Here is a 20,008-nt window from a genome sequence, read left to right as displayed (position 1 = left end):
GATTCGAACCCCCGTAGGCGTACGCCGGCAGATTTACAGTCTGCTCCCATTGGCCACTCGGGCACCGACCCTGGTGAGGACATAATAGTCTACCAGTATGCCTTCATTCGACGTAGTTTCAGAGATTGATATCCAAGAAGTTAAAAATGCGGTTGACCAGGCAAGTCGCGAGATCGCTACGCGCTTCGACTTTAAGAACACCGATTCCTCAGTGGTTTTGAATGAGAGTGACCAGATTATCACCCTCGCTTCGAATACGCCGGACCGCCTCAAAGCAGTGATGACCGTGCTCGAAGAACGGCTTGTCAAGCGTTCTGTCTCGCTCAAGGCCCTCGACCGACAAAAGGTGGAGGACGCAGCTAAGGGTACGGTACGCCAATCGATCCGTCTCATCTCTGGCCTCGAGGGTGAGCGGGCAAAGCAGGTTACCGGAGCCATCAAAACGATGGCCATCAAGGGCGTCCAGGCACAGATCCAGGGGGAGCAGGTGCGGGTCACCAGCAAAAAGCGTGACGATCTGCAAGCAGTCATGACCCAACTCAAAGAGCAGATCGCTGACGTTCCGTTGCAATTCGTCAACTTCCGCGACTAAGTATCCCCAATGGGGGCGACCTATCATCTTCGACCGGGCCAGAAGGCAATCGTCCTTTCGAGTGCCGTGCTCGACCAACCTCAGACCGTTGACAATGAGTACCACCAGGCCACCGAGGGTCTGAGTGATGAGGATGTCGTCATCGTCTGCGGCCCCATCGGTCACAACAGTTCCACGCATCTGTCGCTGTTCATGGACCTTCTGCAGCGTCACTACCGCTCCTACCTCGTCACCCCACAGGCCGACATCGATCGCCTTCGCCAATCCGCTGGCTTTCGTGGTGACGCCAAGGGCGAGCTCGAGCTATGTTCGCATCTCGATCTCACCTACGAGGACCACGGCACACAACACATTCTCGTCGATCCTGGCCAGGGCCAGACGACCGATCCACGCGACACGATTCTGGCCCGTTTGAGCCAACAAGGGGGTCGGTTCCGCGACGCCAACAAGCTCCACCCCCAGGCATCGATCGCCCGTTATATCGCCTCACGATCCTTCTACCAGAGGCTACGCACGCTCGTTCTCTGGGCAACCATCCCCTTGGTGATCATCTTGGCGATTCGGATCCCAATTCTCCTCGCGATACCTCTCCTACGCCGGCAGTCGGCCCTCATCACTAATACGGAGCTGGCAGCGATGGCTATCGTCCTGGATATTTTTCTCGCCGTTACGGTCTCGTTCTTCACCAGTCGAGGAACGCTGCGCATCCTCGACACCCCACTGGACTCCGCCCTGCGCACCCTCGATCCAAACGCCTCGGAGCGTCTCCGCTTCGATGAGTTCACCGAGCATGGATATCATGGCATGATTAGCGCCGCGACGCGAACGAAGGAACTCATCACCACTGGCAATGGCATTTTTGCCTCTCCTGGGACATTTTCCACAACCGTTATCCGATTGCCAACGCGACTCCCAATTCCCGCACTCTACGTCGCCGCGTCCGACGCCTCTTGGCTGGAGATAGAGCCAGGGGCAACCCTGCGGATCAACCTTTGGTCGCTTCAGCGACTCGTCGCACCATCACGGCTACTGCGACTCCTGGCCTCGAAGGACCTCCATCAACCCAAACCCGATCTCCTCGCGAGTATCCCTGATGGGCCAAATTACTCACCAGTAGTGCACGACAACCCGCGTAGCCCAAGCCTGCCCTTTCGACGAGTGAGTGCCATCGTGGTCTTCTTGGGTGGCCTAACCGAGCTCGCCACCTCCCTGATCCCACCCCTTCATAGCCACTTCAGGCTCGTGTCGACGCTTTTCCCAAACCTCGCACTCTTCGTACGCAGCTACGCCAATGCGATCACCACAGCAGCAGGCGTCGGCATGATCGCCGTCGCCCTTGGCCTGCACGCTGGTCGGCGACGTTCGTTCCAGATCACCGTCGCCGTCGGCTTCATCGCCTTCTTGGCCAACCTTGCGCGTGGTGGTGACCTACCCACACTGATCGTCCTCGGCGTCGTCTTGACGATACTCCTCCTCAACCGACGTGCGTTCGACCAGCCGACCCCTGCTCGGCCGAGCCTTACCCGCCTGGGCAGGATTGTGGTAACCACCCTACTCCTCTGGATCGTCGCCGACAGCGCCACCATCGTCGCCCATCTGCTCTTTCGCCGGCAGGAACTCTATCGAATCGTGCCAACATTTGGCCAGATCATCGCGGTCTCAGTGGGGGTGTCGACCCACGCACCCCTACCTTTCAATCACCCCTACCTGCGCGACGCCATGCAACTTGCGATGGTAGTCCTCCTGCTCATCACGATCTGGACCGTCATTGCGCCACTCACGACCTACGTTCACCTCGATTCCCGATCTGATCTCAGCGTTACCGCGCTCAGCCACATCCTGTCGTCGCACCCGCAAGGGACCCTCGATTACTTCGCCCTACGCGACGATAAACTCCATTGGGTACGCCATGGAGTCGTGATCGCCTATGGCATCTTCGGATCGACGATCATCGTCTCGCCTGACCCCATTGGACCTCGATCGAACGCACCACAGGCCTTCATCGAGTTCTTTACCGAGATGAAGCGGCTAGGACGCTCGATCGCTATTCTTGGGGCCAGCGCCGAATGGCAACGTATCTACCACAACCTCAACATGCGCAGCTACTACATCGGCGATGAGGCGCTCGTCACACTCTCAAGTCTGGACTTGACCGGAAAACGTCACAAAAGCTTACGTCAAGCCGTCAACAGAATGAAAAAGTACGGGTACTCGGTCAGCCTTGTCAACCCGTTACAGCTGGCCGAACAGGATCGTACCCAGATCCTCGCCATTATGGCCTCATCTCGTCGCGGTGACCACGAACGCGGTTTCTCGATGACGCTCGGCCGTGTCTTCGATCCCCACGACAAAGACCTTCTGATGAGTGTCTGTCGTAACGCTGACGCGACGATCACGGGCTTTTGCCAGTGGGTTCCCGCGCCCGCGGTACACGGTTACTCCCTTGATCTGATGCGGCGTGACCTCGGTGAACACCCCAATGGTATGTTCGATCTCCTCATCGTAGAGACGATCCGGCAACTGAACGATCAGGGCTACCAGACATTAAGCCTCAACTTTGCCGCCATGCGCGCGGTCTTGGCCGGCGAGCGGGGTTCAGGCATACCTTCGCGAGTCGAGCGTTGGGTCCTTGGTCGACTCTCCGACTCCATGCAGATCGAATCACTTTGGCACTTCAACGCAAAGTTCGAACCGGCCTGGTTGCCGCGATATCTCGTGGTTGACAGCATCGAGAACGTACCGGCCATCGCCATCGCTGCAGGCAAAGCAGAATCGCTCTGGGATCTTCCAGTCATCGGGCGCTTCCTCAACAACAGCACCTCGATAGAGGAGCACGTCACCTCATCAACCTAGCGGCGTCAGCGGGCTTTGACCTGGGGTGGCCTGGGCACCAAAGATGGTCATTCCGTGTCGGTGGACGATGATCGTCGCAACGCCGACCGCGACCACCAACAACGGCGCAATCATCATCGATCCAGTCGCCTCGAGTGCGATCACGATCATCGACAGCGGGACCCTGCCAATCGAGCCGAACACAGCGGCAAACATGAGCAGCGCGACCACCGCCAACGAGCCGAAACTCATCGGGACGTGTGCCAAAGCCGCCAGCCGCCAGAGTGCGGCGCCACTAAAGGTGCCGATAATGAGCGCTGGACCAAGCACCCCGATCGGAGCCTCGGCCGACAGGCTCAATCCGGTGAGCACCAGTCGTGCAACAGGAACCAGCAGCAGCAGCCAAAGGGGCCATGACCGCAGCACGGCACCGAGCGTGACCAGCCGGATCCAGCCCGTCCCGGTGGAGAGGACCTCGGGAGCCACGAAGGCGATCCCCGACGTGATCACCGTCACCACAAGGGCGATCACCGCCCATCGCCACCAGGCTGATCGAGAGCATCGAGTAAGCTCCTTCCCTGCAACGACAATCCACCAACGATACAGCAGCCCAATCGCCCCGGCGATCACACCCGCCACCACGGCAGTGGCGTACGCTTGGGGATGGATAGGACCGAACGCAAGGTGCCCGATCAGTGGAGAGCCCCCGAAAACCGCGGTATCAACACCCCAGGCGATAGCGGTGATCAAGAGGCCAGGCAGTATGACCACCCCAAGGAACCCACCGACAACAAAGAGTTCCCCAGCAAGCAAGACACCTGCTAGCGGGGCCTGAAACAGACAGGCGAGTGCGGCACCCACACCACAAGCCACGAAAACTCGTACGTCCCGCTTCTCCAAACCCAATCGTGGCAACCAGTTAATTAATGGACCCCCAACGAGCATGGCGATTGGGCCTTCAGGTCCTCCCGAGACGCCAGCACCCAGTGCGATCACACCTGCCACTCCGGTACCCAACGCTTCAGGCATCGGTAACTCCACCGTCAATCCGTTGACGACTTCAATCACGCGATCCGCTCCCCGTTCGCCCCGGCGTGCGACCCCGCTCTTCACGGATACCACCTTGGCCAGGAGAAAACCGATCAGAACAAAGACCGGCAACAACCACAGCCGCCCACCTGTCAGGTGGGAGATCTCCGTCACCGCGACCAGCCTCTTGACACCAATGGCATACCCCAAAAGCTCCACCAGCGCTCGAAGCGTCCACCGGAACACCACCACTCCCACACCAGCGATGAGGCCAGTGATGAGGACACCGACCCCACGACGGACGGTGACGGGAAGAGTGAAGCGCACGTGCCTCATGCTACTGCTGACCTAGCTGCAGTCGTCCGCCGACAATCTCTAGCATCGCCACCACAGTACGGCGAGAGGCTCGATGAGTTGGGGGCATACCGAGTACGACGTCATGACCGACGATCACACTACAAAAAGATTTTGCCTTTAGCCACCAGATTCAACAACAGCGTCGGGAATACTCCAAAGAACACTGTGACCGCAACAGAGAGCCAAATGCCAATCCAGATCGGCACCTGCGCCGCTCGCGATGACTGGACAATTCCCGCATCACTTCCTCCGCGGATGGGTACGGGATACAGGGCATCGCCGACGCCGACGGTCTGTTCGTCACGCGCAAACAGGGCGAGGACAAGCCGCAGGTAAAAGGCCACAGCAATCGCTGCGGTGATCATCGCTACGACAGCGATCCAGTACTCGTTGACGGCGATCACCGCGGTAATAACGGAAAACTTGGCGATGAATCCGCTCGTAAAGGGGGCTCCCGCCTGTGCGAGCACCAAGATCGCGAGAAGGATTGCGACCGCAGGCCTCCGTTGTCCGAGTCCTCGGACCTCCGTCAAGGACAGAGAACCCTCCGTTTTCCCCTCATCGACCTGGATCAACGAGATCAAGCCAAAAGTTCCAATCACCATGACCGAGTAGGCGGCGAGATAGAACAACGCATCACGAGTACCCCCACTCGTTGCCGCCAAGACTCCCAACAGAATGAAGCCAGCGTGATTGATCGACGAGTACGCCAGCATTCGCTTTATCTCGCGCTGTCGTAAGGCAAAAACAGCGCCGAACACCAACGACAACACCGCGAGTCCGATCACAATCGGCCGCCAATACTGGAGCTGGAGATGGAAGGCGACCGTGAGTACTCGCAAGAGGGCAGAGAAAGCAGCGATTTTAGCCATCGCCGCCATATATCCCGTAACAGAGGTAGGAGCCCCCTGATAGACGTCAGGGGACCACACATGGAAGGGAACAGCAGAGATTTTGAAGCCAAAACCCACCAAGATCAACGCGATACCAAAGAGGAGTACCCCGTTGTTGATCAACACGTGTGTCGAAAGGAACGAACCGATCTTCAATAAGTTCGTCGAACCGGTCGCGCCGTAGACGAGCGCTACGCCGTAGAGAAACACTGCAGAAGAGAAACCGCCGAGAATGAAGTACTTAAAGGCCGCCTCACGTGAGAGACCATCTCGAAGTCGGAACCCTACCATGATATAGAGCGCAATTGACAGAATCTCTAACCCCAAGAAGATAACGATCAAGTCATCCGCCTGGGCCATGACGATCGCTCCCGTAGCTGATATCAAAAGTAACGTCACAAACTCCGGCCCTTGGCCTGCAACCGAGCGAACAAACCCTGGCCCAATCAGCATGGTAAGCACGAGCGCGGCAGCAACAATGATGCCCACGACCGCAGAAAAACCATCGTTGGCGATAGCCCCGGCGATCGCGAGGGACGGTCCATGGGTATCGACCAGCCGCAAAAGGTTCGCCGACCAAGCCCCCTCTCCCAGGGCGGCCAGGAGGCCAATTCCACGATAGAGCTCAGGGTGCTCACGTCGGCCAATGGTAGCCGACAGTGCGAGTACGACGAGTGCCGCACCAAAGAGGATCATCTCTGGAGCGATCGCCTGATAGGAGATCGCTGGAAGCCGAATTGGCAACTGTGATACAAGCGTTCCAAACACTACTTTGCCCCTCCAGTTACATTCGCAGACACGGTCGATCTCCCGAGTGCCGGGGCAGTAGTGACATGGTGAACGATTGCCGCAGTCGACGGGTTGATGCGTGCCAGAAGTGGGATCGGATAGATCCCCAGAAAGACGATGAGGGCGACCAAGGGGAGCAGCAACAACGCCTCACGCGGCGCCAAATCACGAAAGCTGCGATCGTCCTTGGGTTCTCCATGGAACACCCGCTGGTAGGCCCAGAGGAGATAGATCGCGCTCAAGACAACACCGAGAACCGCAACCACGGCCCACCACCGATGGGTGATGAAGGTACCGATAAGAATTAAGAACTCCCCGACGAATCCATTCAACCCCGGCAGACCGATCATACCCATGACGACGAGGATGAAGACGGCTGCGAAGATGGGCGCCTTTTTTTGAAGGCCTCCGAGCTTGTTCATATCCAAGGTGCCTCGCCGCTCATAGATCATTCCCAACAGTAGAAAGATAGCAGCGGTGTAGATACCGTGATTCACCATCTGGAGCGTGCTCCCCGAGAGGGCTTCGGCCGAAAAGGCGAAGATGCCAAGCACGATGAACCCCATATGCGACAGCGATGAGTAGGCGACCATTCGTCCAAGATCTCGCTCACCAGCCGCCACGATCGCGCCGTAGAGAATGCCGACAACTCCAAGCGTCAGCATCAACCAAGCAAGCTCCCGAGAGGTCGCGGGGAATAGCTCCAGGTTGAACCGTATGAGACCATAGGTACCAAGCTTGGCCATGACGCCCGCCAGAATCACCACGGCCGGGATGGGAGCAGAGCGGTAGGTATCCGGCGACCAGGTATGGAAAGGAAAGATCGGCGTCTTGACGGCAAACGCGGCAGCAAAGGCCAGAAACAGCAGGATCGCGGTATCTTTTGGAAGCCTCGTATGCATAAGCGCTGGCAACGAGAAGGTGAGATGTCCAGTCTGGTGGTCATGGATAAAGACCAACGAGACGATACCCACTAGTAGAAAGGCTGAGCCTGCAAAGGTATAGACAAAGAACTTGATCGCCGCGCGTCCCGATGCCCCCAAGCCGAAGTCGGCAATCAAAAAATAGCTAGGTACCAGCGTCAGCTCAAAGAAGACGAAGAAGAGGAAGAGATCAAGCGCAGTGAAGCTACCCATGCATGCTGCCTCAAGGAGCAACATCCAACCGACATAGGCTCGATAGTCCTTTACCCCCTTCATCGCGAACATGGCGATGGTGAAAAGCACCGCCGTCAGCAGTACGAGCACCAGCGAGATACCGTCGGCTCCCAGGTACCAGGCGATTCCAAAGGCTCCAATCCAGTGAACCTTGGTGACAAACTGATAGGAACTTGTATGAAGCTTAAAGGCGATCGCCATACCAATGGCGATACCTAACTCCACCAAGGAGATCGCAATCCCAAAATATCGAATCAACTTCTGGTTCTCCGGCGGCAGGGCCATCATCGGTACCACCAGAGCTCCTAGGGCGGGAAGTGCTATCAGCCAATCGAGTAACGTCATCGAATTCCTCTCTACCGCGCCGCACTCACGAGCACATACGCAAGGACTACCACGATCCCTGCGACCATTATCAGGAGATAACTCCGAACCAATCCAGACTGCACTCGTTTACCAAGTCCACCCACCCAACGAAACAGCCAAGCGACACCCCCAACTGCTCCGTCAATGATGGTGGGGTCAACGACTCGATCGCCGAGCTTCGCTAAGGCCGTACCTCCGCGCGCAAAGGTACGATCATAGAAGGTGTCGATATACCAGCCCTTGAACAGCACCGCGGGTTCAAGCGCTTTACGTTCGGAGTGATTGCGCCACAGACGCCATGCCAAGAAGATACCAAGGAGAGCAACGACGGCATCGGTGGCCGGGAGTAAGACCTTCTCTGAACTCGAGAGATGATAGGTGACCAAGGCGGAACCGAATACCGGCGCTAGCCAGTTGTGTAGGAAACGAAGGCCACCGTAGGGCAGGTTCAATAGACCTGCAGTCGCCGCCGCAACGGCCAGCACAATCAGCGGGATCGTCATGATACGGGGCGACTCATGTGGATCGTGACCATGGGTGATCTCCTCCCAGCGTGCCTTGCCGTAGAAGACCACAAAGACGAGACGGCCCATGTAGTACGCCGTCAACAATGCGGTCACCACACCAACAACCCAGAGCAACTCGTTGCGACCGAAGGCATCCTCAAGCACGGAGCCCTTCGAGAAGAAACCAGAAAACGGCGGCACACCAGCGATGGAGAGCCAGGCGATGATCATGGTCCATGCAGTAATCGGCATCAGCTTCGCAAGCGCACCCATGCGCCGGATGCTCTGTTCATTGTCGAGCGAATGGATCACCGATCCAGAGGACAAGAAGATCAGCGCCTTATAGAAGGCGTGAGTAACCATCAAAAAGATCGCTGCAATGTAGGCACCCGTTCCGATGCCAAGCATCATGTAGCCCAACTGGCTGACCGTTGAGAACGCCACAATCTTTTTGATGTCAGTCTGCGAAGTCGCCGCCATCGCCGCCACGAACGCGGTGATCACACCGATGATCGCAATCGTCATCGACGCGGCATGAGCGAGTGCAAGGATCGGCGACAGCCGTGCCATTAGGTAAACCCCTGCGGTCACCATTGTCGCGGCATGGATCAAAGCCGAGACAGGAGTTGGTCCCTCCATGGCATCAAGCAACCAAGTAAACAGCGGTAACTGCGCTGACTTGCCCGCAGCTGCCAAGAAGAACAAGAGTGCGATCGCCTCGGCTGTCCCGCTAGACAGTTGGTGAGCCTCGGGTAGCACCTTTGAGTAGCTGACCGAATGGAGGTTGAGAAAGATCAGGAAGGTTCCCAGCATGAAACCCATGTCACCAATGCGATTGATGATGAAGGCCTTCTTGCCTGCACTGGCAGCGGTCGGGCGTTCAAACCAAAACGAGATCAACCAATAGGAACAAGCCCCTACTCCCTCCCATCCAAGAAACGTCAGCGGAAGGTTGTTGGCGGTCACGAGGACGAGCATCGAGAAGACAAAGAGGTTGAGGTAGACGAAGAACTGGTGGAAGCGCGCATCTCGCTTCATGTAGCCGATCGAATAGAGGTGGATAAGTGCCGCAACTCCGGTGACGAAGAGGATCATCACCACAGAGAGTGGATCAGCCCGGAAGGTGATGTTCACCTGCAGACTTCCCGCATGGAACCAAGGGAATAAGTGCAATAGCTGGGTCCGATTTGACCCATGCTTGGTCAAAAGAACGATCCAAGTTGCGACCGCGGCGACAAAACTCGAAGCAACTGCTATCGTCCCAAACCAGCCAGCTCCAGGGTCTCCCATCCGTTTCCCAAAGGCAAGCAAGACGAGGAAACCAAGCAGCGGAAAGCCGATCACCAAACCCAAAACAACCATCTCTAGCCCTTCAAACTCGAAATATCATCGACGGTGACAGTCGCACGATGTCGAAAGATCGCAACAATGATCCCAAGTCCAACGACCACCTCAGCAGCCGCGACTACGAGCACAAAGAACACCGCGATCTGGCCACCAACATCGTTGAGCATCCTGGCATAGGTGACGAAGGTTAAGTTGACCGCATTCAACATCAGCTCAACAGACATAAACATGACGATGACGTTACGCCGCGTCAACACCCCGAAGGTCCCAAGACCAAACAGCAATGCCGCGACTACCAGATACCAACTCCCAGGGATCGTCACTGTTCGACCTCCTGAACCGGGCCAACCGGTGACTGGCCAACCGGTGACTGGTCAACCGGTGACTGGCCAACCGGTGACTGGCCAACCGGTGACTGGCCAACCGGTGACTGGCCAAGTATTGCCGTCTCGGCCCCCATGCGGCGAGACAGTATCACTGCTCCCACCACCGCGATCACCAGGAGAGCCGCAGTCAGTTCAAATGGTAGGAGATAGGTCGTAAAGACCGAGCGTGCAAGCACTCCAATATTCGAACCTGCACTCAGTTTTCCCGCCGTAGAATGCGCACCGGTCGCCCATGCACCGGTCGCCACAATAAACAGCTCGGCGAGGATCAAGACGACGCCCGCTCCTGCAAGCCCCACACGCACGGTATCGCCCGCGAAACTCGCAATCTCTTCACGGTCGACGCCAAGCAACATGATCACAAACAGGAACAGCACAACCACGGCTCCCGCATAGACCACCACCTGCACCGCCGCAAGAAACTCAGCACCTTCCTCGATGAAGAGGATCGCTACCCCAAAGAGGGTCATGACCAGAAACAGAGCGGCGTGCACGGGGTACCGTGCCGTCAGAAGCCCGACACCACCGATAGCGATGATCACCACCGACACCATAAAGACGATGAGTTGAGGTACGGATATCACCGAGGCCAGGATCACCAGACCTTCCCTCCAATCTTTCGAGCAATACGATCCGAGAGGACTTCACGTAACGAGAACACCGCAGCCATCTCGTCCTCCGAGATATCCGACTGACCCCTCTCAGGCAATCGAACGCCATAGCCCAGCTCGCCAGACCATCCAGCGACTCCTTCGAAGTTTGGATCCCCCGAAGGAGCGGTGGCTCGCACCCATCCCGAGGTGTCCTCTTCATCATCGTCATGCCAATCCTCGAAAGGGGTCCGACGTGGATGCCCCTCATCATCAACGACGAGTTCAGCCTTCGTGTAGATCGCATCCTCCCGGCTGGTGAAGGAGAACTCAAACATCTTGGATTCGGTGATGGCCTCGGTCGGACATGCCTCCACGCAGAGATCACAGTGGATGCAGCGTAAGTAGTTGATCTCGTAGACGAAACCGAACCGCTCACCGGGTGAGACTGGCGCCTCGGGATCGTTATCAGCTCCACGCACATAGATACACCGAGCGGGACAAACACCAGCACAGAGTTCACAGCCGATGCACTTTTCCATGCCATCGGGATATCGATTGAGAACATGGCGGCCATGAAACCGTGGCGGCTTGGGCCTTTTCTCCTCCGGGTATTGGCGAGTCACGCGTGGCTCCGCCATCTGTTTGAAGGTTATCTTGAAGCCGCCTAGACCGCTAAGAATCCCCATGTTCCTCCCTCCTGTCCTGAGGTGACTCAAGTTCCACTCGCGAAGGTCGAGCCAGCTCTCGCGATGTACTCCGATCGCGTCCCACCGCAATGGCCCGATAGAGCAGCAACCCGCCGACGATACCAAGACCCACCATGCCAAACCCGAGCGGTCTAGAGACGCGCATCGCGGCGACCACCAACAGCCACACCAACATGACCGGAATCAGCACCTTCCAGCCGAGGTCCATCAGCTGGTCGTAGCGCAAACGAGGAAGTGCTGCACGGAACCAGACATAGATGAAGAAAAAGATGGCTGTCTTGACGATAAACCAGATGATCGGCCACAGCCAGTGCAAGAAGTGTGGATCAGGGCCATCTGGCCCCCCAAAGAACATCGTCACCATGATTGCCGACATCGTGATCGTGTTCATGTACTCCGCGAGGTAAAAGAGAGCAAATCTGATCGAGGAGTACTCGGTATGAAAACCTCCGACCAACTCCTGCTCCGCCTCGACGAGGTCAAAGGGAGGGCGGTTCACCTCCGCGGTGATGGCGATAATAAAGACAAGGAAGGGGATCACCCCTAAACGAATGATGTTCCAGTGTGGGATAAATCCAAAGAACGTCCCAAGCTGCTGAGACACCATGTTTCTCGTCGATAGCGAACCAGTCAAGAGCACGACTGAGGCGATCGATAGACCCATCGCAGCCTCGTAGGAGATCATCTGCGCCGAGGCCCGTACCGAACCTATCAGCGGATACTTCGATCCCGATGACCAGCCAGCAAGCATAACGCCGTAGACCGATATCGAAGACATCGCTAGTAGCAGCAGGATTCCGATCGGTGGATCGGCCACTTGGAGTTCGGTCCTGTGGCCAAAGATGTCGACCATCCCTCCGACCGGCACCAAAGTAAAGGTGATGAAGGCGGGAATCACCGACAGATACGGGGCCAACTTAAAGATGAACTTATCGGAGCGCTCGGGGATCAGGTCTTCCTTAAAAAAGAGCTTGATCCCATCGGCCAAACTCTGCAGAATTCCAAAAGGTCCAGCGCGGTTGGGCCCAATACGGTTCTGCATGTCGGAGATCACCTTGCGCTCGATCCAGATCGCAAGCAAGACCGACACCATCAGCGCGATAAAGGCGACGAGCACCTTGATCACTACGATCAACACAACAACCCACGTGATGTGTCCCGCCAATAATGGATCGCTACCCATTGATTTTCTCCACCCTCACCTTGACCCACGATTGATCACCCAAGAGCCGCAGTGTCCCCGGTGTCACCCCACGAACCGTCAACGCCATCGCATCCTCCTTGACGAGTTGAACCAGCACCTCGACCGTCTCCGCCCCCTCGAGGCGACACCGGTCCCCCTCAGCCAATCCAAGGCTTTCAGCCTGGGCGGGGGTGAGGACCAGTACCGGCTCACGAACTGCAGACTTCAAGAAAGGATTGGCCAACAGCTCGGGCGTAGGATCGTAGAGTCGGGGTACCAATCGCAGCCAATACTCCCCATCGGAGAGCGGATCCAGTGTAACCGGCCCCTCCCATTTGGCAACCGAAGCCGACGCAAGGGCTCTTGGCGTCTCCCCTCCACCGAGTCCGAAACCTGGGGCCTCACTGGGTTCGATGACGTTACCGGAGCTAAAGTTGGCCCCCTGGCGATCGATGGAGGCGATGCCTGGCGTCGCCATCGGATCGAGGATCCGGCGACTCGCCACCGGTTCGGTCCGCGTTCTTGGAAAGAGTGGTCCATCCAGACCCTCTTCAAAGTAGTGATAACCCAGCCCGGCCAACAGCCCACCAGACTGGCTCAGACCGCGCGTAATGTCTGCCAACGTCAAGAACCCCAACTCATCACCGAGCGCGGAGGCGAGCTCTGTCGCCACCACCCACGCCGGCCTCGCCTGAGCAACCGGTTCCACCTGCCGACCAAGGCGGAGATGTCGCCATTCGATGTTGAGTGTCGAGCCCTGCTGTTCGCCATAGGCACTCAACGGCAACACAACGGAGGCGTGCTGGGTCGTCGCCGACTCGAACGAACTCAACGCGATGACAGTGGTTCGTTGGCCTAAGGTGACAAGATCCTCATCGGAGAGTCCAAGGCGCGTCAGATCCGTATCGAGTACCACCAGGACCGCTATCTCGCCTCGAAGCGCACCCGCCACAATCGCGTCCGCGCTCAACGATGGAGCGACGCCATCTGTCGCACGGATTCCCTGGGGCGCGTTCGGGGTGAATCCCACCGCCAACGCGTTCGTCCCACGAGCCACACCACTCAGCACCTTCGCCTCCGGGAGTCGGTGCAACATCGCTGCCACCAACGCTGTATTCAAGGAGGTACTGATCGCGCGTTCACGACAGCCTGCCATGATCACCACGCCATCGGGATCATCTCCTACAGCGTCCACTGCCACATCGATGGTATGGGCCATGTCCTCAGGCTGAATGGCTACCCAACGATCGACCATTGGCGTAAGGTCGGTTGGTGTCGTGTTCACCTCAACGACCCGAAGCCCATTGCGCATCGCGGCCCGCAGGCGCAGATGCATCACTGGAAGTTCGTTCTTTGGGTCAACGTTGAACAAGACCAGTGTCTTTGCACTCAACGCCTCGTTGATCGACGCCGGGTTCGCCAAGAGCAGTGTGCCATCAACACGCACGTCAGCGGCTCCATCGACGGCGTTCGTGCGCACCACATCGCTCGCAAGCTTCGCCCATGCGTAGGTATCTTCGAGAGTCATTGAGGCCCCCGAAAGCAGAGCGACTGAGGACGCACCACGCTCATCAATAGCTTGTTTGATGGTCGCCGCCGCGAGCCGTAGCGCCCTCGTCCACGAGACATCCACCACGGTGTCTTGATCCCGTACCCGTGGTCGACTCACCCGAGCCTCAAGGTTGTTGATCTCACTGGTGGAGAACCTGCCGCGATCACAGAGCCACCCATGATTGATGGCGTCAGAGTCAATCCCCAGCATTCTTGTCAACTCGTTTTGGCTCGATTGGAGGCTGACCTGGCAACCCATGTCACACTGTAGACAGGTCGAGGACGACTGTAGGAGGTCCCATGGCCGTGCCTTAAACCGATACGGCGTCGCCGTAAGCGCACCCACTGGACAGATTTGCGCCACATTGCCGGAGAAGTAGGAGTCGAAATCCACATCCGAAAAGGTTGAGATGCGCAGTGTTCCGCCACGACCAGCAAAGTCGATGAGGGGCTCTCCGGCGATCTCATCAGCAAACCGCGTACACCGGTCACACTGGATACAGCGCTCACGATCGAGTTTGATCAACCGCGAGATCGGGATTGGCTTTGCGTAGTGTCGCTTCTCCTCCACGAAGCGGGTTTCGCCTGAACCATGGGCAAAGGCCTGGTCCTGAAGAGGACACTCCCCACCCTTATCACAGACTGGACAGTCCAAAGGATGGTTCGCTAATAGAAACTCAAGGACACCATGCTGGGCTTTCTTGACCGATTCCGACTCTGTACGGATCTCCATGCCATCAGCAATGTCGATAAAGCATGATGGCTGCAAAGAGGGTCCGCGTGGACCCTCCACCTCCACCAGACACATACGACACATCCCAACCGCGCTCATGCGCGGGTGGTAACAAAATCGAGGCACATGGACCCCAACATCATCGAGCGCATCGATGACCTTCACTCCCTTGCGAACGGGAAAGGATTGGCCATCGACCGTCACGGTGACCAATTCATCAGGCATGAGGGCACCGTCCTTCCTTAATATGGATCAAAAAATCATCACGAAAATGCTGAATGGCTGCATTGACCGACGGAGGAATCGAAGGTCCTAGCACGCAGATCGTGGTCTGTGCCGGAGGCCACTTGATCCCAGGCGAGATGTTGTCACACAGGTCAAGAAGAAGATCGAGATCAGCCTCTCTTCCCTCCCCTTCCTCGATACGTCGCAGAATCTTGTCAATCCAGGCGCCTCCCTCGCGACACGGGGTGCATTGTCCGCACGACTCTCGGGCAAAGAACCTTGCGATACGCCAAGCGGACCGGACCGGACAGGAGGAATCATCCATCACAATGACCGACCCAGACCCCAGCATCGAGCCAGCCTTGGCCACCTCATCCTGTCCGAGCGGGATATCGAGGTGCTCTGGGAAGAACCATGGCGCCGAGACGCCTCCCGGGATAAACGCCAACAGGGACCGATCAGGATTCAGCCCTTGACCGTACTCATTACCATAAATCAAGTCTCGAAAGGTGATCTTAGTCATCTCGACTTCATAAGGCCCAGGCCTCTGCACCTGGCCAGAGAGCGCAAAGAGTCGCGTACCGGTGGAGCGTCCCTGCCCAAGCTCTTTAAACGCCTCACCACCTCGATTGATGATCCAGGGCAAGTTCGAGACCGTCTCCACATTGTTCACGATGGTGGGTTGACCGTAGAGACCAATCACCGCCGGGAAGTATGGTGGCTTGATCCTTGGAAACCCACGCTTGCCCTCTAACGACTCGATCAGCGATGTCTCCTCACCACAGATGTAGGCACCCGCTCCCGGCTGCAAAACGATGTCAACCGAGAACGAGGACCCAAAGATCGAGCGTCCCAATGCATTCCTCGCATACGCTTCATTGATCGCCTGCTGCACCCGCTCGAGGCCGAGCGCGAACTCACCTCGCAGATAAATCACCACGAAGGAGGCCTCAATTGCGTAGGCTGCGATAGTCGCGCCCTCGACGAGCTGATGGGGATCGCGCTCAACTAAGAGATGGTCCTTAAAGGTCGCCGGTTCGCTCTCATCCCCATTGATCACCAGATAACGACGGGGGGCCTTGCGCAACATCGACCACTTACGACCAGCTTCAAACCCGGCACCACCGCGACCAAGGAGGTTGGCAGTCATGACCTCGGCTGCGACCTCCTCGGGACGCATCTCGAGCACTGCTTTGCGGAGTCCATCGTCGCCACCAGTGGCCAAAAACCGCTCTAGGGTCGCAGAGTCCTCATACTGCAGACGAGCTCCGACAATTCGCTCAGTCACTTTGCCGCTCCCGCTCTGCCTCCTGGGCTCGGTAGCGATCGATCTCCTCCATCGGGATCACACCGGGCGCCTCTCTGCGAATCCGCAGAAGTGTTCCGTGTGGTGGAACCTCGTCATCGAGTTCGCCGTTGCGAAGCTTGGCGATGAGTGCCGCAAAACTCTGCCGGTCGAGCGGACCAAAATAGCGATAGTTCACCTGTGCCGCCGGTGCTCGATCGCAGTGGGCGATACACTCCACCTCCTCGAGGGTGAACAGACCATCGGGGGTAGTCGCTCCAACTGGAGTATCGAGGACCGCCTCGGCGTCTTCGAGCAACTCATAGGCTCCGCGAAGCATGCAGGCAATATTTGTGCAGACACCGATCACATACTGCCCAACCGGTTCTAACTTCAACATGTCATAGAACGAGGCTGTCCCTTGGACCTCCGCCGCGCTTGAGCCTACGAGCTCGGCGATATGGGCCATGGCCTCATTCGTTACATAACCATCCTGCTCCTGTGCCAGATGACACAGTGGGATAGTCGCGGAGCGAGGATCTGGGTAGAGTGAAACCAGCTCCTCTGCACGACTCAACATTTCACCTGAGAAACGCGACACCTAACGATCCACCTCTCCCATTACCGGATCTACTGACGATATGACTGCGACGGCATCTGCCAACATTCCACCATGGAGCATCACCGGGAGACTCTGCAGATTCACAAACGATGGTCCGCGTATGTGCATCCTGAACGGCTTCGCCGAGCCATCAGAGACCATATAACAACCCAGCTCACCTCGAGGTGACTCGATGGCTACATAGCTTTCACCAGGAGGGATGCGAATGCCCTCGGTGAAGAGTTTGAAATGATGGATCAGTGCCTCCATGGATTCATCGATCCGTGCCCTCGGAGGTGGCGTCACCTTGGGGTCGAGTGCTCGATAGGGGCCCTTTGGCATTTTGTCGAGTATCTGGCGAACAATGGAGATGGACTCCCGGATTTCAAAAAGTCGGACCGCATATCGGTCGTAGGTGTCACCCACGCTCCCGACAATAACGTCAAAATCCACCTGATCATAGTAGAGATATGGCATCTCCTTGCGCAGATCCCAGGGCACTCCTGAGGCTCGAAGAATCGGACCTGACGCTGAAAGCGCAACGGCTTGGGCAGGACTCAGAAGGCCAACGCCCACCACCCGCTCGCGAAATATCGGCTGTCCGGTGATGAGTTCATCGTAATCTTTGGTCCGAGCCTCGATCGTATCGACGATAGCAGTGACATCGTCCTCCCAACCATCAGGAAGGTCTGCCGCGACACCCCCAACACGGATGTAGTTGTTGTTCATCCGTAGTCCAGAGGTCTTCTCAAAGAATGAGAGTACCATTTCTCGATCCCTGAAGCCGAAGATCATCATCGAGGTCGACCCGAGATCCATCCCGTTCGTGGCTAACCACATGACATGCGATGCGATGCGATTGAGTTCTGACATCAGCATCCGAATCCAGGTCGCACGCTCGGGCAATTCGATACCGAGCAGGCTCTCGGCGGCTAGACAAAAGACCAGCTCGTTATTTAATGGAGACAGGTAGTCCATTCGAGTCACGTTCGTGGTGCCCTGCAGATAGGTCAGGTTCTCAGCTGTCTTCTCCATCCCTGTGTGGAGGTACCCAACGACGGGCTTGGAACGAAGAACCGTCTCGCCTTCGATCTCCAGCATGATACGTAGCACCCCGTGGGTTGAAGGGTGTTGCGGACCCATATTGATGATCATGCGGCCATCGTCGGAATCGGCCTCGAGCTCGGCTTCACCCTCTGGAATGCGCAACGTCGACCCGGTCTCCTTCGCAAGGGCAGCTGCCGTCGTTGCCGAGCGAGCGCCAAGCTCCTGGAGTCCCTCAGAGGTCTCCTGAACGAGCCCGAATCGACTGTCCCCATCCGGTCGAATGACCGTATAAATCGAGCTACTCATCGGTTACGCTTCACCTCCTTGAACTGCACCGGTACTCTCCCCACTCCGTAATCTTTTCGGAGTGGATGGCCTTCCCAGTCCTCCGGCAGCAGGATCCGCGTGAGGTCAGGATGATCCTCAAATCGGATACCAAAGAGATCAAAGACCTCTCGTTCCATGGCCTCTGCCCCCGGATACAGCGAAAAGATCGATGGGACCACGGGGTCAGCCTCCGGCACCTGAACCCGCAGACGCAAGATCGCCGGTGGTGCAAATGATCGGAGATTGACGACCAACTCAAAACGTTGCGGTCGAAGATCCCCATCGATCACCCGCGTCTGATCATTCAAATAGTCGACACAGGTTAGGTCTGCCAGATAGATGTAACCGTCGTCATGGCGCGCACGAACCGTTGAGAGGTACTCTGACCTCTCCATCACTATCACCTCAGACAAGGTCTTCGACACCTCCGAGCATCTTGGTCGTGGATGATTCACCAATCATGCGAAGAGTCGTACCCTTCTCACCGGCTGCACGACGCCGCAAGATGTCCCCGGTTTGGATCTGATGATGGAGGGTGAGAATGGCGTGCATCAGCGTCTCTGGACCAGGAGGACACCCAGGCGCGTAGACATCGACCGGAACGATCTGATCGACACCTTGTACGATTGCATAGTTGTTGAACATTCCACCAGTCGAAGCACACACACCCATTGAGATGACCCACTTGGGTTCCATCATCTGGTCATACACCTGGCGTAGAACAGGTGCCATTTTTTGTGACACACGGCCAGCAACGATCATAAGATCTGATTGCCGAGGCGACGCTCGAAAAACCTCCATACCAAAGCGGGCAAGATCAAAATCCGCTGCTCCACTCGCCATCATCTCAATGGCACAGCACGCAAGCCCAAAGGTGGCCGGCCAGACGCTAGCCTTGCGTGCCCACTGCACCAGCTTCTCAACGTTGCCAGTAAGGAAGTTGTAGCTGAGGTCCTCCAGTGGCATTAGTCGCGTCCTCCTCGCACCATCGATGCGGTCAGCTCTCCAAGATCGACCCGACGCGCGACGCGACCCTCGACCGATGCGCCCCGCTTTGGTCCCCAACTCAGTGCACCGTTTGCTACCAAGTATGCAAAGGCGATGAAGACGACGAGAGCGAAGGTCGCAATCTCAATCACCCCAAAGGTGCCTAGCTCGCCTGCAGCCGCTGCGAAGGGGTATAAGAAAATGATTTCGATATCAAAGATGATGAAGATCATCGCTACAAGGTAAAACCGCACAGGGAAACGCTCCGCCAGCTCAGTCCTCGGGACAATACCGCACTCGTAGGGTGCCGACTTGGCCCGATGCGGACGCCGTGGAGCAAAAAGACCTGAGGCTATAAAGGAACCCGATGCGAAGAGTGCTCCCAGGACCAGCATGATGACTATCGGAAGGTATTGAGTCACCTCACCCCATTTCTATCGGTACCATTGCCAATGCAGACGCGAAAACCACCCACGTGCACCTCCATCTTGATACGTTTCTACCCTTACGTGCAA

The 20,008-nt window shown here is 57.1% G+C and carries 17 protein-coding genes; 2 read left to right on the top strand and 15 right to left on the bottom strand.

Features of this window, described 5'->3' with window-relative positions:
- Window positions 1–97: 97 nt before the first annotated feature.
- Entirely contained in the window at window positions 98–592 is a 495-nt protein-coding gene (locus M7439_RS02395; protein WP_298341643.1) for a YajQ family cyclic di-GMP-binding protein, read from the top strand.
- Between the two features lie 9 nt (window positions 593–601).
- Complete coding sequence (locus M7439_RS02390) at window positions 602–3,445, top strand: bifunctional lysylphosphatidylglycerol flippase/synthetase MprF (RefSeq protein ID WP_298341640.1); 2,844 nt, start codon at window positions 602–604, stop codon at window positions 3,443–3,445.
- Here the strand turns inward: M7439_RS02390 and M7439_RS02385 are convergent.
- From M7439_RS02385 to M7439_RS02315, 15 genes are all read right to left on the bottom strand, one after another.
- Window positions 3,437–4,780 (bottom strand): chloride channel protein, encoded by a 1,344-nt coding sequence (locus M7439_RS02385; RefSeq protein WP_298341637.1) that lies wholly within the window; start codon window positions 4,778–4,780, stop codon window positions 3,437–3,439. The genes M7439_RS02390 and M7439_RS02385 overlap by 9 nt on opposite strands.
- Window positions 4,781–4,908: 128 nt before the next feature.
- Window positions 4,909–6,471: an NADH-quinone oxidoreductase subunit N gene (locus M7439_RS02380; RefSeq protein WP_298341634.1), complete on the bottom strand. Its 1,563-nt coding sequence runs from the start codon at window positions 6,469–6,471 to the stop codon at window positions 4,909–4,911.
- Window positions 6,471–7,994, bottom strand: coding sequence for a NuoM family protein (locus M7439_RS02375; protein ID WP_298341631.1), 1,524 nt, complete (start codon window positions 7,992–7,994; stop codon window positions 6,471–6,473). Before M7439_RS02375 ends, M7439_RS02380 begins: the two co-directional genes overlap by 1 nt.
- A gap of 11 nt (window positions 7,995–8,005) precedes the next feature.
- Entirely contained in the window at window positions 8,006–9,883 is a 1,878-nt protein-coding gene (gene nuoL, locus M7439_RS02370) for an NADH-quinone oxidoreductase subunit L (protein ID WP_298341628.1), read from the bottom strand.
- A 2-nt stretch (window positions 9,884–9,885) separates the two neighbouring features.
- Window positions 9,886–10,191 carry an NADH-quinone oxidoreductase subunit NuoK gene (gene nuoK, locus M7439_RS02365; protein ID WP_298211886.1) on the bottom strand — a complete coding sequence of 102 codons (306 nt, stop codon included), beginning with the start codon at window positions 10,189–10,191 and terminating at the stop codon, window positions 9,886–9,888.
- Window positions 10,188–10,853 (bottom strand): NADH-quinone oxidoreductase subunit J, encoded by a 666-nt coding sequence (locus M7439_RS02360; RefSeq protein ID WP_298442473.1) that lies wholly within the window; start codon window positions 10,851–10,853, stop codon window positions 10,188–10,190. Before M7439_RS02360 ends, nuoK begins: the two co-directional genes overlap by 4 nt.
- A complete protein-coding gene (gene nuoI / locus M7439_RS02355) occupies window positions 10,850–11,533 on the bottom strand; it encodes an NADH-quinone oxidoreductase subunit NuoI (RefSeq protein ID WP_298341622.1) in 684 nt (227 codons plus the stop codon). Before nuoI ends, M7439_RS02360 begins: the two co-directional genes overlap by 4 nt.
- A complete protein-coding gene (gene nuoH / locus M7439_RS02350; RefSeq protein ID WP_298341618.1) occupies window positions 11,520–12,737 on the bottom strand; it encodes an NADH-quinone oxidoreductase subunit NuoH in 1,218 nt (405 codons plus the stop codon). The genes nuoI and nuoH overlap by 14 nt, the downstream gene beginning before the upstream one ends.
- A complete protein-coding gene (gene nuoG, locus M7439_RS02345; protein WP_298341615.1) occupies window positions 12,730–15,246 on the bottom strand; it encodes an NADH-quinone oxidoreductase subunit NuoG in 2,517 nt (838 codons plus the stop codon). The genes nuoH and nuoG overlap by 8 nt, the downstream gene beginning before the upstream one ends.
- Window positions 15,239–16,534 (bottom strand): NADH-quinone oxidoreductase subunit F, encoded by a 1,296-nt coding sequence (locus M7439_RS02340; RefSeq protein WP_298341612.1) that lies wholly within the window; start codon window positions 16,532–16,534, stop codon window positions 15,239–15,241. The genes nuoG and M7439_RS02340 overlap by 8 nt, the downstream gene beginning before the upstream one ends.
- Window positions 16,527–17,132, bottom strand: a complete 606-nt coding sequence (locus M7439_RS02335; protein ID WP_298341609.1) for an NAD(P)H-dependent oxidoreductase subunit E — start codon at window positions 17,130–17,132, stop codon at window positions 16,527–16,529. Before M7439_RS02335 ends, M7439_RS02340 begins: the two co-directional genes overlap by 8 nt.
- On the bottom strand, window positions 17,133–18,485 hold the full coding sequence (locus M7439_RS02330; protein WP_298341606.1) for an NADH-quinone oxidoreductase subunit D: 1,353 nt from the start codon (window positions 18,483–18,485) through the stop codon (window positions 17,133–17,135).
- Complete coding sequence (locus M7439_RS02325) at window positions 18,482–18,901, bottom strand: NADH-quinone oxidoreductase subunit C (protein ID WP_298341603.1); 420 nt, start codon at window positions 18,899–18,901, stop codon at window positions 18,482–18,484. Before M7439_RS02325 ends, M7439_RS02330 begins: the two co-directional genes overlap by 4 nt.
- A gap of 10 nt (window positions 18,902–18,911) precedes the next feature.
- Complete coding sequence (locus tag M7439_RS02320) at window positions 18,912–19,472, bottom strand: NADH-quinone oxidoreductase subunit B (RefSeq protein WP_298341602.1); 561 nt, start codon at window positions 19,470–19,472, stop codon at window positions 18,912–18,914.
- The gene (locus M7439_RS02315) at window positions 19,472–19,915 is read right to left on the bottom strand and encodes an NADH-quinone oxidoreductase subunit A (protein ID WP_298341601.1); all 444 of its coding nucleotides are present in this window, start codon (window positions 19,913–19,915) and stop codon (window positions 19,472–19,474) included. The genes M7439_RS02320 and M7439_RS02315 overlap by 1 nt, the downstream gene beginning before the upstream one ends.
- Between the last annotated feature and the right edge of the window lie 93 nt (window positions 19,916–20,008).

The organism is Ferrimicrobium sp. (assembly GCF_027319265.1).
Classification (GTDB): Bacteria; Actinomycetota; Acidimicrobiia; order Acidimicrobiales; family Acidimicrobiaceae; genus Ferrimicrobium.
The sequence above is the reverse complement of the archived record's forward strand: the minus strand, read 5'-3'. Positions and strand labels throughout refer to the sequence as shown.

Bases quoted from the DNA above. Each gene is read 5' to 3' on its own strand.
- M7439_RS02395 (WP_298341643.1), top strand. From the start codon at position 98: ATGCCTTCATTCGACGTAGTTTCAGAGATTGATATCCAAGAAGTTAAA.
- M7439_RS02390 (WP_298341640.1), top strand. From the start codon at position 602: ATGGGGGCGACCTATCATCTTCGACCGGGCCAGAAGGCAATCGTCCTT.
- M7439_RS02375 (WP_298341631.1), bottom strand. From the start codon at position 7,994: ATGACGTTACTCGATTGGCTGATAGCACTTCCCGCCCTAGGAGCTCTG.
- nuoL (WP_298341628.1), bottom strand. From the start codon at position 9,883: ATGGTTGTTTTGGGTTTGGTGATCGGCTTTCCGCTGCTTGGTTTCCTC.
- nuoI (WP_298341622.1), bottom strand. From the start codon at position 11,533: ATGGGGATTCTTAGCGGTCTAGGCGGCTTCAAGATAACCTTCAAACAG.
- nuoH (WP_298341618.1), bottom strand. From the start codon at position 12,737: ATGGGTAGCGATCCATTATTGGCGGGACACATCACGTGGGTTGTTGTG.
- nuoG (WP_298341615.1), bottom strand. From the start codon at position 15,246: ATGCCTGATGAATTGGTCACCGTGACGGTCGATGGCCAATCCTTTCCC.
- M7439_RS02330 (WP_298341606.1), bottom strand. From the start codon at position 18,485: ATGAGTAGCTCGATTTATACGGTCATTCGACCGGATGGGGACAGTCGA.
- M7439_RS02325 (WP_298341603.1), bottom strand. From the start codon at position 18,901: ATGGAGAGGTCAGAGTACCTCTCAACGGTTCGTGCGCGCCATGACGAC.
- M7439_RS02320 (WP_298341602.1), bottom strand. From the start codon at position 19,472: ATGCCACTGGAGGACCTCAGCTACAACTTCCTTACTGGCAACGTTGAG.